We start from the raw sequence: 13,551 nt of genomic DNA, 5'->3' as shown, positions 1-13,551 counted from the left end.
CTCGACAAATCGTGCGCAAACAAAAAAGGCATCCCCGCTAGTCAGCTAGCGAGGACGCCTTTGTCCTGGTCCCGTTCTCTCGGGAAGCTCGGCCCTTCGTCGTTGAAGGAGCGGCTATATGTGGGGTGTTGGCAAAGCTAATGCAGCAGCTGTGCCAAGTCCCTATAGCCCCAGTTTTACTGGGCGTTTACACAGAGAGTCGGCGGATTCTGCCCGTTAGTGGTGCATCAACCAGTACAACAGCACCAGATTGAGCAAAAGCGAGGCCATCGCCAGGGTCTGCCAGACTTTCAAGGGTTCGCGTTCGAGCAAAGGCCGTGGGCGTAGGCTCAATTCGCGGCGGTCGGCCTGCTCCAGCACCAACAGCCATTCTTCGGCGGTTTCATAGCGTTGGCCCGGGACAGCGAACAGCGCTCGTTCCAGACTGTGCGGCAACCACTCCGGCAAGTCGGGGCGATAACGGCTGGCGCTGACGGGTTGGGAAAACCTGGGCCGTTGGAAGGCCTCGATTTCACCGTAGGGGTAATGCCCAGTCAGCAGGTAATACAAGGTCACGCCGACGCTATATAAGTCCTGTTGTGCCGTAGGCTGCTCGCCAGCGAACGCCTCGGGCGCGATGAAACTCGGGGTGCCGGGTAGCAGGTGCGCACGGTCCTCGGAGAGCCCGGGGCAATAGGCCAGGCCGAAGTCCAGCACCCGCAGTTCGCCATCTTCTCCCAGCAGCAGGTTTTCTGGCTTGATGTCGCGGTGCAGGATCTGCCGGCGATGCAGCAGGCCCACGGCGCGCAGCAAGCGTTCGGCAATCGACTGCCATTGTGCCAATGGCAGCGGGCCCTGTTGTTGGAACAGTTGGGCCAGGGTTTGCCCGGCGTATTCGCGCATCACGTAGTACAAATGCTGACGGCCACTGGCGGCATGCACTTCGGGAAAGGCCCGGCCGGCGACCCGGCGCAGAAACCATTCCTCCGATAACAAGGCCTGGGCGGCGTCGGTATCGTCGCAACGCAACGGCAAGGTCTTGAGCAGCCAGGGGTGCCCCTGGGCGTCGTGCACGCGGTACAGCAACGACTGCCGACTCTGCGCCAGCACGCTTTGCACCTGCCAGCCTTCAAAGGTTTGCCCGACTTTCAGCGGTGGCGGCAGTGGCCATTGCTGCAACTGCACCAAGGCGTCGCCGAGGGTGGCCGCGCCGAGTTGATCGATGCGCACCAGCAAGGCGCTGGCGTTGTCTTGGCTACCCGCCAGGTGGGCGGCGCTGACCAGGGTGTTGACGGCCAGGTCGAGGTCGCTTTGCTCGCGCAGGATCGCACCGATGCTGTGATCGCCCAGCGTGGCCCATACCCCGTCGCTGAGCAGCAGGAAACACTCGCCCTCGCGCAATGGACCATCGAGGAAGTCCAGCACCAGGTGCTGATCCAGGCCGAGGGCGCGCTTGAGTACATGCTGCATGCCCGGCTGTTCCCACACATGGTCTTCGCTGATGCGTTGCAACTCGCCGTCAAGCCAACGATACGCCCGGCAATCACCGACATGGGCCAGGGTGAAGCGTTGGCCGCGAAACACCAGGGCGCTGAGGGTGGTGAGCAACGGTTGGCCGCCGCCGTTGGCTTGCAACCAGCGATTCTGCGCGACCAACAGACGTTCGAGCGACTGGGCCACGCCCCAAGTCTGCGGCGTGGCGTAGTAGTCCACGGCCAGCGCCTGCAAGGTCGAGCGTGCGGCCAGGCCGCCGTCGGCGCACTGGCTGACGCCGTCGGCCAGCGCGCACAGGTAGCCTTTGCTCGCGGCCAGTTCCGCCATGGGCGTGACCACCCGCAGCGCATCCTGGTTCTCGCTGCGCGGGCCGATGGCACTGGCCTGGGCGACGCTCAGTTGTAGGCTCATCAGACGCGGGCGGCGGTCACGGCGGCCGAACCCCAGGTGGTTCTCCAGCGCCGTTTCACCCCATGCAGGCCGAACCAGGCCAGCACACCGAGGCTGGCGAACAACCACAGGGCCAGTTGATAGCTGCCAGTACTCTGCTTGATGGCGCCCATGCCCGCCGCAAGGGCGAAGCCACCGATGCCGCCGGCCATGCCGATCAGGCCGGTCATGACGCCGATCTCACTGCGAAAACGCTGTGGCACCAGTTGGAATACCGCCCCATTGCCAGCGCCCAGGCCGAGCATGGTGCAGACGAAAAGTGCCAGCGCCGCGTAGGAACTGGGCAGGTTGAACCCCACTGCCGCAATGCAGATCACCGCCACGCTGTACATGCCGAGCAGAGTCTTGATCCCGCCGAACCGGTCTGCCAGGGCGCCACCCAATGGGCGCATCAGGCTGCCGCCGAACACACAGGCGGCGGTGTAATAGCCGGCGGTCACCGGGCTCAGGCCGTACTGGTCGTTGAAGTAGCCGGGCAGGGCGCTGGCCAGGCCGATAAACCCGCCGAAGGTCACGCTGTAGAAGAACATGAACCACCAACTGTCGCGGTCGCCCAAGGCCTTGAAGTAGTCGGCCATGGCTTTGGCTTTCGGCCGTTCAGGCGCATTGCGCGCAAGCCAGGCGAATACGATCAGGGTCAGCACCAGTGGGATCAGCGCAAAGCCGAATACATTGCTCCAACCAAAGGCGGCCGCCAGCACGGGCGCCAGCAACGCCGCAAACACAGTGCCGGAGTTACCGGCGCCGGCGATGCCCATGGCCTTGCCCTGGTGCTCCGCCGGATACCACTGTGATGCCAAGGGCAGGGCGACGGCGAAGGACGCACCGGCCATGCCCAGGAACATGCCCAGCAGCAGCGCTTGTTCGTAGCTGTGGATCCCCAGTTTCCAGGCGCAGAACAGCGCCACGATCACAATCACCTGGCCGATCAGCCCGGCGGTCTTGGGCGACAGCTTGTCGGCCAGCATCCCCATCAAAAAGCGCAGCACCGCGCCCGCCAGGATCGGGGTGGCCACCACCAGGCCGCGCTGTTGGGTGGTCAGGTGCAAGTCAGCGGCAATCTGCACCGCCAGGGGGCCCAGCAGGTACCAGACCATGAAGCTCAGGTCGAAATACAGGAACGCGGCAAACAGGGTCGGGGTGTGCCCGGATTTCCAGAAGCTTGATTTCATCACGCACCTCAACGGTTGGGGGTCTAGAAACGAAAAAACGCCGCCACCGGGTTCGCAAGGGCAAACCGGGTGGGCGACGTCTTTGTCGTGAGGGGGCAACCGCCGTTGGCTACCTGTGGTGAATGCTTAGCAAATCCTGCGCCAACCCGAATTATTCACACCTGTCGCTTGGGCCTCTGGCGCTTTGCGTCATCAGCGGCGCATGGCGGGACGCGGAGCGTCCCTGGCGGCGTTCCCACGCAGGAGCGTGGGAACCATCAAGCTGAGCCAGATCAGCCGAGCAACTCGCTCATGGCAATAATCTGCTCCGCCACCTGGATCAGTTTCTGTTGACGGCTCATGGCCTGGCGGCGCATCAGGGTGTAGGCCTCTTCCTCGTTGCAGCTCTTCATCTTCATCAGCAGGCCCTTGGCCAACTCGATGCGCTTGCGTTCGGCCAGTTGCTGGTCGCGGGCATGAAGCTGGGCGCGCAGGGCCTGGTCACTCTCGAAGCGCGCCATGGCCACATCGAGGATCGGTTGCAGGCGCTGGGCCTGGATGCCTTCGACGATATAGGCACTGACGCCGGACTTGATGGCCTGGCGCATCACATTCGGGTCGTGCTCGTCGGTGAACATCACGATGGGCCGGGGCTGATCGCGGCTGACCAGCACCACTTGCTCCATCACATCGCGCCCGGGTGACTCGGTATCGATCAGGATCACATCAGGACGCACTGTTTCGACGCGTGCGGGCAGGTCGATGGTCAAGCCGGACTCATCGATCACCTCGAAGCCGGCCTCGGTCAATGCGGCCTTGAGGCGCCCTACCTTGCGCGGGGTGTCGTTGATCAACAGGATTCGCAGCATCGTCCGGCTCCTGTCAGCGCAGCGCTTGGCGATTGGCGTCATCGGCCAAGGCGTGAAGGTGGAAGCTGCGGGCATAGCCGGCGGGATCGCTGCCGTCCCAGGTCTTGCCGTCGAGCAACTGGCTGCGGCGCATGTCCGAGTTGCCCGGGGTAATGCCCAGCGTCTCGGCCGCCTGGCGGTACAGCGCCAGTTGCTGCACCTGCCGGGCGACGCCCAGGTAGTCCGGGTCTTCACGCAGCAAGCCCCAGCGCCGAAACTGGGTCATGAACCACATGCCATCGCTGAGGTAGGGCAGGTTCACCTCGCCGTCGGCGAAAAAGCGCAGTGCATGGGGATCTTGCCACTGGTTGCCCAGGCCATCGTCATAGTCCCCCAGCAAGCGTGGTTCGATGCAAGCCACAGGCGCATCGAGGTATTCAGGGGCACTGAGCAACTGGGCGGTAGAGCGGCGGTTTTCACGGCTCTGCTCGATAAACCGGCTGGCCTCCAGGATCGCCATGACCAGCACGCGTGCGGTATTGGGGTAGGCGTCAACGAAGGCTTGGGTGCAGCCCAGGACTTTTTCCGGGTGGTCCGGCCAGATCGCCTGGCTGGTCGCCAGGGTAAAGCCCTGGTTCTGTTGCACTGCGCTGGCGCACCAAGGTTCACCCACGCAAAGGCCGTCGATGCGGCCGGCTTGCAGGTGCGCCACCATTTGTGGCGGCGGCACTACTACGCTGTTCACATCCTGCAAGGGATGAATGCCTTGGCTCGCCAGCCAGTAATACAACCACATGGCGTGGGTGCCGGTGGGAAACGTCTGGGCGAAGGTGAGTTTTGTCCGGCTTTGGTGCACATGGCGCTTCAACGCCTCAGGAGTGATCATCCCTTGCTGTTGCAGGCCATGGGACAGGTTGATGCCCTGGCCATTCTGGTTCAGCCCCATCAGCACCGCCATGGGGCTGGGGGCGACGCCGCCGATGCCCAGGTGTACGGCATAGATCAGCCCGTAGAGACTGTGGGCGGCGTCCAATTCACCGCTGACCAGCTTGTCGCGCAGGTTGGCCCAGGACGCCTGGCGCTTGAGGTTGAGTGTGAGGCCGTAGGGTTGGGCGAAGCCCTGGGTGGCGGCGACCACCAGCGAGGCGCAATCGGTCAGGGCCATGAACCCCAGGTCCAGGCTGCTCTTTTCTGGGGCATCGCTGCCGTTTACCCAAGCCAGCGGATCGTTCATCAATACCTGCCTTTTTCTAAAAAAAAGCGCCGTTTCCCTGGTTGGCGTATAGGCCATTGCAGGGGAACGACGCCTTTGTCCGTAGGCCCGTGCCGCCTTTGGTGCGAGCCTGATACAGAGTGCAAAGCAAGGCACATGCCATGGGTGGGGCGGTTGCAACAGGCCGTCAGCTTTCGATCATGATTGAACCTCGTGCGCCTCGCAGTATGGCCGCTTCTTCAGGCCAGACCGCCAGGCATACCCACGGTGCACGCTGATTACCTCGCAACCCTCAATTGCCGCTGGCTGTACAGCGCGCTGCTGTGCGCCGTGCTGGTACTGGGCAGTGCCACGGCCCGTGGCGAGGAGTTGCCGCTCTACGGCGCCGAAGACGAGAGAAGCTCGGCGGTGGTGCTGCGGCATATTTCCGTCAATAGGCTGCGCGGCATCATGCGGCGTGCGGGGCTGGATGAGCCGCGCTACCCCCTGCGTGAAAACGGCGCGCGTACGTTCTATGTAACCGGGCCTTCCCGTTATGTCGACCAGGTATTGCGCCTCGCTCAACTGATGGACCGCCCCCCACGCAAGGTGCCAGAGCATGCGTCGTTATTCGGCGTGGTGAAAGTGATCAACGTCCTCGTGGACGATCACCTGCAGGGCGCAGGTGCCAACAGGGTCCTTGTACCGGGCATGGCTTCAATGATCAAAGCTCGGTTATCCCAGGCGCAGAAGGACCAACTGGCCGATGGCCGCCTTGTGTTAATGGCTTATCCGGATACCAACAGTCTGTTGATCAAGGGTTCACCTGCCCAAGTGAAGGTTATCGAAAAACGGGTGGCCGAGTTGGATGTCGCCCAGCCGCTGGATGAAGCCTCGCCGGGGCCGGCGCAGGCTGTCGGTGGAGACGTGCAACTGGTCGGCGCACCTCAGTTGACCGCCGCGCAATATGAGTACGTGCGACGTGCGTTCCTGCGAGCGGACCCTGAGTCTTCCCCCTGAAAAAGGCGTTTGTCCATGCACCTGGAAATATTGCTGCAGGAGCAACTGATCAGCCGCAAGCGTTTGGCCGCATTCGCACCGGGGAAGGTGCTGCCCTTGGACCCAGGCGTCACCCGCTGTGTGGAGGTGCGGGTCAATGGGCAACTGATGGCAGTGGGAGAGTTGGTGCAGTTGGAGGATCGGCTAGGAGTTGAATTACAGGAAACCTTTCAGGAGTGGCTGCCGCGATAAGGGTGCGAGCGAATTATCTGACCGGCTTCGGCCCAAAAAAGGCAAATGAATGGGTTTTTTCCTAACGCAGGTACGGGGCGCGGTTTTTATAGTCATGCCAATGGCAGATGAATTGGTTCACACAGTATGGATTTGAATGTCAGTAGTCGACTACAGAGGTGCGTATGGCCGTCGTAATGGATGAAACGACGACGTCCCTGGTCTTCGCTCGTTGGACCTTGCATGGCGATGGCCGGTTGACGGGTGTGGAGGCGGATATTCAGTTGGCTCCCAAGGAGGGGCATGTGCTGCGGTTGCTGCTGGCTTCCGGCGGCGCGCTGATGACCAAGGACCGCTTGCTGGAACTGGCCTGGCCTCGGGGGGAAGTGGCCGATGAGTCACTCACGCGGTGTATCTATTCCCTGCGCAAGCACTTGAGGGCCGACAAAGGCTTTATCAAGACGATTTATGGCAAGGGCTATCGCTTTACCTGCCCGGTGCGCACAGGTGATCAACCCAGGGCAGTGGCACACGTGTGCGCCGTCTGTGGTCAGGCCAGCAATGTCCAGAGTTAAGGCATGGGGCAAAGGCCTGGTGCTCGGGGTATTGATGGGCAGCAGCCAGGCCTGGGCTTTTTGCTGGGAAGAGGCGGCCAGCCGCCACGACCTTGAGCCGGAGTTGCTGCAAGCTATCGCCTCGGTCGAATCGGGTTACCGGGCGCAAACGATGAACTACACCAACCGCAATGGCACGCGGGATATCGGCTTGATGCAAATCAACAGCATCCATTTGCCGCGCTTGCTCAAGCAGGGCATTACCGAAGAACGGCTGTTGAGCGAGCCCTGCCTGTCGGTAGAAGTAGGCGCCTCGATTCTTGCCGAGTTCATCCAGCGTTTTGGCTATAACTGGACGGCGGTGGGGGCTTACAACGTGGGGCCGGGGCCCGGGCCACAGCGTGAGGCATTACGCCTGCGCTACGCCGAAAGGATCTGGGTGCGTTATGAGGCGTTGACGGCGCAACGTCAATGAGATCAGGTGGCACGCCTCGCATGCAGGCCGCCACCCCGGCTATAATCAGCGTCACCTTTTGCCGCCATCCGAGTCTAGCCCGCCCATGTATACCCTGGCCCGCCAGCTGTTGTTCAAACTCTCCCCGGAAACCTCCCACGATCTGTCCCTGGACCTGATCGGTGCCGGTGGCCGTCTGGGGCTCAATGGCCTGGTATGCAAGGCAGCGGCGAAAGTGCCGGTGTCGGTGATGGGGCTCGACTTCCCCAACCCGGTCGGTCTGGCTGCCGGCCTGGACAAGAACGGCGCGGCCATCGACGGGTTTGCGCAACTGGGGTTCGGCTTTGTCGAAATCGGCACCGTGACCCCACGGCCGCAACCGGGCAACCCCAAGCCTCGCATCTTCCGGCTGCCGGAAGCGGAGGCGATCATCAATCGTATGGGCTTCAACAACCTCGGCGTCGACCATCTGCTGTCGCGGGTTCAGGCGGCAAAGTACACCGGCATTCTGGGTATCAACATTGGCAAGAACTTTGACACGCCCGTGGAACGTGCGGTGGATGACTACCTGATATGCCTGGACAAGGTCTACGCCCACGCCAGCTATGTCACCGTCAACGTCAGCTCGCCCAACACCCCGGGGCTGCGCAGCCTGCAATTTGGCGATTCCCTCAAGCAACTGCTCGAAGCCTTGCGCCAGCGCCAGGAAGACCTGGCCGTGCGGCATGGCAAGCGTGTGCCGCTGGCCATCAAGATCGCGCCGGACATGAGCGATGAAGAAACCGTCCTGGTGGCCCAGGCCCTGGTGGATTCTGGGATGGACGCGGTGATTGCGACCAACACCACCCTCAGCCGCGTGGGCGTCGAAGGCCTGGCCCATGGTGACGAGGCCGGCGGCCTGTCGGGCGCGCCGGTGCGGGACAAGAGCACCCATATCGTCAAGGTGCTGGCGGCCGAGTTGGCTGGGCGTTTGCCGATCATCGCGGTGGGCGGTATCACCGAAGGCAAACACGCGGCTGAGAAGATCGCGGCCGGCGCCAGCCTGGTGCAGTTGTACTCCGGCTTCATCTACAAAGGCCCGGCATTGATTCGCCAGTCGGTGGATGCCATCGCTGCCTTGCGCTGATCAGGATCGAGTAGGAGGCGGATTCACATCCGCCGTCCTCTCACACCACCGTACGTACGGTTCCGTATACGGCGGTTCAGGTTATACGGTTAAGTCGGTTTATCGTATCCAGTATCGAGACCAGCCCGAGGCGGTCCCACAGCTTCTTCGGCAACGCCTGATTCATATGGGGCGCTCCCGAGTTCCACCATGGGCCTCGGCCATTGACTGCCGATTTCCACGCCCGCGCCGCATTAAGTCCCAAGCGTATCAAGTTGCGCGCCCTCGTAGAGGGCCGCTTCCATTGACGCCAGACGATACAGCGAAGCTTGTGACGCACCCAGCCGTCCAATTCCTCAAGTGGCCGTCTGCTCTGGCTCAGCTTGAAGTAGCCCGCCCATCCGCGCAGCACGGGGTTTATCCGCTCGATGACAGTCGCCACCTTGTGGCCCCGCGCTTTACGTAGCAGCTCTCTGAGCCGGTCGCGCAAGCGACCCAGGCTCATCGTCGCCACTCTCAGTCTCGGTTGCTGATGCCAGCTCATCCCGTAACCCAAGTAATCACACATCCAAGACCCGGCTACTCGGCTCTTATCCCGATTCAGCGTTAGTTTCAGGCGCTGATTCAGGAAGCGCTCAACACTGGCCATCACTCGTTCGCCAGCACGAGGGCTGCGCACATAGATGTTCGCATCGTCGGCATAACGCACGAAGCGATGACCCCGCCGTTCCAGCTCGCGGTCGAGTTCGTTGAGCAGGATGTTCGACAGCAACGGCGAGAGCGGGCCGCCTTGCGGCGTCCCTTCCTGCCGTCGGCTGGCGATCCCACCCGACATCTCACCGGCTTGGAGGTACCGCCGGATCAGTCTGAGCACGCGTTTATCTACGATTTGGCGCGCCACGTACGCCATCAGGAGATCGTGGTTGACCCGGTCAAAGAATTTCTCAAGATCGAGTTCCACGCACCAGCGATGCCCTGCCGCCACATGGGCGCGGGCTGTCTCGATGGCTTGGTGGGCGCTTCTGCCCGGACGGAAGCCGTAGCTGTAATCCGAAAACAGCGGGTCGAAGATCGGCGTGAGCTGTTGCAGCAGTGCCTGTTGGATCAGGCGATCCACGACGCAGGGAATGCCCAGTTGTCGGGTGCCGCCTTTGGGTTTGGGGATGTCGACGGCGCGTACACCTTGCGGGTGGTATTCGCCGGCCAGCAACCTCCTCTGGAGGATCGGCCAATACTGATTCACGTAGTCCGCCAAGTCGTCGACCGTCATGCCATCGGCACCCGGCGCGCCCTTGTTGCTGACCACGCGCTGATACGCACGTCTGAGGTTGGCCGGTGCAAGCACCCGCGCCATCAGCGTGTCCGGCTCCGCGTTCGTCCACGTCACAGATGCCGTCGATACCTTTGCGCTGTCAGCCGTCATCCTCGGATTCTGTCCGGGACTCGGAGTCACAGTCTTCTCTTGGAGAAATTTCTGCATTTCGGTATTCAACGAGACTCTGACGCCTACTGGCGGCATAACCTGTTCGGCCCTTGGTGGCGCGGTTATTCGCCACTTACTACGGCTTCGGCTGACTTCTGCACGCTCATCCCATCGCCTCTCGACGCTCGGTAGCACACTGGCAAACGTGCAGATCTCCCAGGGTAATTCGCGCGACCTTCCTGCTTATGCCTGTCGGATCTACGTCACAGCGTTCCGTGCAAGTATTGGGCTTTGAAGATTTTGGCCTTCTTACCCCGCTGCGCCGCCTCTATCCGCTTCCTGTTCGTCAGGCCAGCATTTTGCCTCGGGCTTCCTTCAGATTCGCAGTCACCCGCGACACCCTTGCCTCTGGCTAACACTTCCCCTTGCCGGGTGTGTAGAGGACTTTCACCTCCCAGTCACCAGCGTGGCCACCACAGCCAAGCTGGTTGCGCTTGCGCGCAACGCGCCATGCCTGGCGCACCAATAAAAAGGGCTCCATAAAGGAGCCCCTGGGCCGAAGCCCGCCGCCCGGATGGGGCGCGCGTGGTTAAGTCGCTACAAGTTCAAAGATGTGTGTGTCGCAATTAAATCCCCTGATTAGCCGACGGCGTGAAGTTCGTTGAGTCTGTGGATGCCCGCAGTGCCAGTCATACCGTCCCAGTTGTCGCCGCGTCCTTCTCGCCAGCCGTTGATCCAGGCTTGGCGTACCGACGGTAGAGTAAATGGGCAAAGCTCACGGGATTTTCCATGAACGCCATATTGATATCCGCGTAAAAATGCTCTTTCCAACGGATCACGCTTAAGTCTTCTCATAGGGTGTTTCCCTCACTTGTTGACTGTCTAGATATCCTTCGGCCTTGTCCAAGGCCGGGCAGAGTTTTTCTGCCGTTGGTGGGCTCGCTGCCGGCGTGGCGAGCCAATGTGTTGGCACCGTTACGGCGCCAACCTGTGTTGAGTTCTAACCAATAGGTCACATGTATTCAATGATCGTTTTGTCATAAGCACGTAACGATAACGATGCTATAGCCATAAGCTGGGCTGGTTATTCGCCCCTTTTATAGGGCAAAGCCAGCTATGATGTGCCCTGTAAAGAGGAAAGGTTTAATTCCTTAGTGAGAATGCCCGCCTATTGCAGTCGGTTATTATTCGACGAAGGGTCGGAATATTTCTTTTTGTTGCGCAACATTCTTCTTCTGCCTCGCCAATAAAGGCTCAAGAGCCCGCCAGACGGGGTGGAACGGCACATTCGTGCCACGCGAGCACTCTTCGAGAAAAGTGCTTGATTGAAAACCGAACCGGCGATGCGTCGCCGGTTCACTTATTGCTGAAAAGCCTGGAATGCCCCATGTCGGACCGTTTTGAACTCTTCCTCACCTGCCCCAAGGGCCTCGAAGGCCTGCTGATCGAGGAAGCCGTCGGGCTTGGCCTTGAGGAAGCCCGCGAGCACACCTCGGCCGTGCGCGGCATGGCCGACATGGAAACCGCCTACCGCTTGTGCCTCTGGTCGCGCTTGGCCAACCGCGTGTTGCTGGTGCTCAAGCGTTTCCCGATGAAAGACGCCGAGGATCTTTACCACGGCGTGCTGGACATCGAGTGGGCTGACCACATGGTCCCCGACGGTACCCTCGCGGTAGAGTTCAGCGGCCACGGCTCGGGGATCGACAACACCCACTTCGGGGCGCTGAAGGTCAAGGATGCGATCGTCGACAAACTGCGCACCCCGACCGGCGAGCGTCCGTCCATCGACAAGATCAACCCTGACCTGCGCATTCACCTGCGCCTGGACCGTGGCGAAGCGATCCTGTCCCTGGACCTTTCCGGCCACAGCCTGCATCAGCGTGGCTACCGCCTGCAGCAGGGCGCGGCACCCCTGAAGGAAAACCTGGCAGCGGCGATCCTGATTCGCGCCGGCTGGCCACGTATTGCCGCCGAAGGCGGCGCGCTGACCGACCCGATGTGCGGTGTCGGCACCTTCCTGGTTGAAGGCGCAATGATCGCCGCCGACATGGCCCCCAACCTTAACCGCGAGCTGTGGGGTTTCACCACGTGGCTGGGTCACGTCCCGGCGTTGTGGAAAAAGCTGCATACCGAGGCGACTGAGCGGGCGGCCATCGGCATGAACAAGCCGCCGCTGTGGGTACGTGGCTACGAAGCCGACCCGCGCCTGATCCAGCCCGCACGCAACAACATCGAACGCGCCGGCCTGAGCCACTGGATCAAGGTGTACCAGGGCGAAGTGGGCACGTTCGAGCCGCGCCCGGATCAGAATCAGAAAGGTTTGGTGATCTGCAACCCACCCTACGGTGAGCGCCTGGGTGACGAAGCCAGCCTGTTGTATCTCTATCAGAACCTCGGCGAACGCTTGCGCCAAGCCTGTATGGGCTGGGAAGCCGCAGTGTTCACCGGCGCGCCGGACCTGGGCAAGCGCATGGGTATCCGCAGCCACAAACAGTATTCGTTCTGGAACGGCGCATTGCCGTGCAAGTTGCTGCTGATCAAGGTCAATCCGGACCAGTTCGTCACCGGCGAGCGCCGCACCCCGGAACAGCGCCAGGCCGAACGTGAGCAGGCGGCTTACGACCAGGCCCCGAGCGAGCCGGCAGAGCGTCAGTACAACAAGAACGGCAACCCGATCAAGCCCGCCCCGGCCCCCGTGGTGGAGCAGGCGCGCCTGAGCGAAGGCGGGCAGATGTTTGCCAACCGCCTGCAGAAGAACCTCAAGCTGCTGGGCAAATGGGCCAAGCGCGAAGGGGTGGATTGCTACCGTGTGTATGACGCCGACATGCCTGAGTACTCCATGGCGATCGACCTGTACCACGATTGGGTGCACGTGCAGGAATACGCGGCGCCAAAATCCATCGACCCGGAAAAAGCCTCGGCCCGCATGTTCGATGCCTTGGCGGCAATTCCCCAGGCACTGAACGTCGACAAGAGCCGTGTGGTGGTCAAGCGTCGTGAGCGCCAGAGCGGCACCAAGCAATACGAGCGTCAGAGTGCCCAAGGCAAATTCACCGAGGTCAGTGAAGGCGGCGTTAAGTTGCTGGTCAACCTCACCGATTACCTGGACACCGGCCTGTTCCTCGACCATCGCCCGATGCGCATGCGCATCCAGAAGGAAGCGGCGGGCAAGCGCTTCCTCAATCTGTATTGCTACACCGCCACAGCCAGTGTGCATGCTGCCAAGGGCGGCGCGCGCAGCACCACCAGCGTCGACCTGTCCAAGACCTATCTGGACTGGGCGCGTCGCAATTTCTCCCTCAACGGCTTCTCCGACAAGAACCGCCTGGAACAGGGTGACGTGATGGCGTGGCTGGAAGCGAGCCGCGATGAATTCGACATGATTTTCATCGACCCGCCGACCTTCTCCAACTCCAAGCGCATGGAAGGCATCTTCGACGTGCAGCGTGACCATGTGCAGTTGCTCGACCTGGCCATGGCACGCCTGGCGCCGGGTGGCGTGCTGTACTTCTCCAACAACTTCCGCAAGTTCCAGCTGGAAGACAACCTCAGCGAACGCTATGCGGTCGAGGAAATCAGCGACAAGACCATCGACCCTGATTTTGCGCGCAATGCCAAGATCCACCGCGCCTGGAAAATCACCGCACGCTGATTTTTCTCTGTAGGAGCGA

General features: G+C 61.6%; 12 protein-coding genes. 6 read left to right on the top strand and 6 right to left on the bottom strand.

Annotated elements, in window-relative coordinates:
* Nucleotides 1–216: 216 nt before the first annotated feature.
* The 4 genes from RHM69_RS12695 to RHM69_RS12680 form a co-directional block, all read right to left on the bottom strand.
* Complete coding sequence (locus RHM69_RS12695; RefSeq protein ID WP_200600615.1) at nucleotides 217–1,884, bottom strand: bifunctional protein-serine/threonine kinase/phosphatase; 1,668 nt, start codon at nucleotides 1,882–1,884, stop codon at nucleotides 217–219.
* Nucleotides 1,884–3,095: a nitrate/nitrite transporter gene (locus tag RHM69_RS12690; protein ID WP_014719480.1), complete on the bottom strand. Its 1,212-nt coding sequence runs from the start codon at nucleotides 3,093–3,095 to the stop codon at nucleotides 1,884–1,886. The genes RHM69_RS12695 and RHM69_RS12690 overlap by 1 nt, the downstream gene beginning before the upstream one ends.
* 272 nt (nucleotides 3,096–3,367) lie before the next feature.
* Nucleotides 3,368–3,943 carry an ANTAR domain-containing response regulator gene (locus RHM69_RS12685; protein ID WP_003193274.1) on the bottom strand — a complete coding sequence of 192 codons (576 nt, stop codon included), beginning with the start codon at nucleotides 3,941–3,943 and terminating at the stop codon, nucleotides 3,368–3,370.
* Between the two features lie 13 nt (nucleotides 3,944–3,956).
* A complete protein-coding gene (locus RHM69_RS12680; protein ID WP_014719479.1) occupies nucleotides 3,957–5,156 on the bottom strand; it encodes a CmpA/NrtA family ABC transporter substrate-binding protein in 1,200 nt (399 codons plus the stop codon).
* Nucleotides 5,157–5,402: 246 nt separating this feature from the next.
* On the opposite strand from RHM69_RS12680, the gene RHM69_RS12675 reads away from it, so the two are divergent.
* From RHM69_RS12675 to RHM69_RS12655, 5 genes are all read left to right on the top strand, one after another.
* On the top strand, nucleotides 5,403–6,134 hold the full coding sequence (locus RHM69_RS12675) for a secretin N-terminal domain-containing protein (RefSeq protein ID WP_014719478.1): 732 nt from the start codon (nucleotides 5,403–5,405) through the stop codon (nucleotides 6,132–6,134).
* A 15-nt stretch (nucleotides 6,135–6,149) separates the two neighbouring features.
* Nucleotides 6,150–6,365: a FliM/FliN family flagellar motor switch protein gene (locus RHM69_RS12670; protein ID WP_003193267.1), complete on the top strand. Its 216-nt coding sequence runs from the start codon at nucleotides 6,150–6,152 to the stop codon at nucleotides 6,363–6,365.
* Between the two features lie 164 nt (nucleotides 6,366–6,529).
* A complete protein-coding gene (locus tag RHM69_RS12665) occupies nucleotides 6,530–6,919 on the top strand; it encodes a winged helix-turn-helix domain-containing protein (protein WP_014719476.1) in 390 nt (129 codons plus the stop codon).
* Nucleotides 6,906–7,373, top strand: a complete 468-nt coding sequence (locus RHM69_RS12660; RefSeq protein ID WP_200600613.1) for a transglycosylase SLT domain-containing protein — start codon at nucleotides 6,906–6,908, stop codon at nucleotides 7,371–7,373. Before RHM69_RS12665 ends, RHM69_RS12660 begins: the two co-directional genes overlap by 14 nt.
* 85 nt (nucleotides 7,374–7,458) lie before the next feature.
* On the top strand, nucleotides 7,459–8,478 hold the full coding sequence (locus RHM69_RS12655) for a quinone-dependent dihydroorotate dehydrogenase (protein WP_057701027.1): 1,020 nt from the start codon (nucleotides 7,459–7,461) through the stop codon (nucleotides 8,476–8,478).
* Between the two features lie 76 nt (nucleotides 8,479–8,554).
* Here the strand turns inward: RHM69_RS12655 and ltrA are convergent, their stop codons facing one another.
* Together ltrA and rmf are read right to left on the bottom strand one after the other, a co-directional pair.
* On the bottom strand, nucleotides 8,555–9,976 hold the full coding sequence (gene ltrA, locus RHM69_RS12650; protein ID WP_011805433.1) for a group II intron reverse transcriptase/maturase: 1,422 nt from the start codon (nucleotides 9,974–9,976) through the stop codon (nucleotides 8,555–8,557).
* 543 nt (nucleotides 9,977–10,519) lie between these two features.
* Nucleotides 10,520–10,735: a ribosome modulation factor gene (rmf, locus tag RHM69_RS12645; RefSeq protein ID WP_002553055.1), complete on the bottom strand. Its 216-nt coding sequence runs from the start codon at nucleotides 10,733–10,735 to the stop codon at nucleotides 10,520–10,522.
* A gap of 532 nt (nucleotides 10,736–11,267) precedes the next feature.
* On the opposite strand from rmf, the gene rlmKL reads away from it, so the two are divergent.
* Nucleotides 11,268–13,532, top strand: coding sequence for a bifunctional 23S rRNA (guanine(2069)-N(7))-methyltransferase RlmK/23S rRNA (guanine(2445)-N(2))-methyltransferase RlmL (gene rlmKL / locus RHM69_RS12640; RefSeq protein ID WP_014719473.1), 2,265 nt, complete (start codon nucleotides 11,268–11,270; stop codon nucleotides 13,530–13,532).
* Nucleotides 13,533–13,551: the final 19 nt, after the last annotated feature.

Source organism: Pseudomonas sp. CCI1.1 (assembly GCF_034348165.1).
GTDB classification, from domain to species: domain Bacteria; phylum Pseudomonadota; class Gammaproteobacteria; order Pseudomonadales; family Pseudomonadaceae; genus Aquipseudomonas; species Aquipseudomonas paracarnis.
Note: the sequence above shows the minus strand (reverse complement) of the source record. Positions and strands in the feature narration are given on the sequence as shown.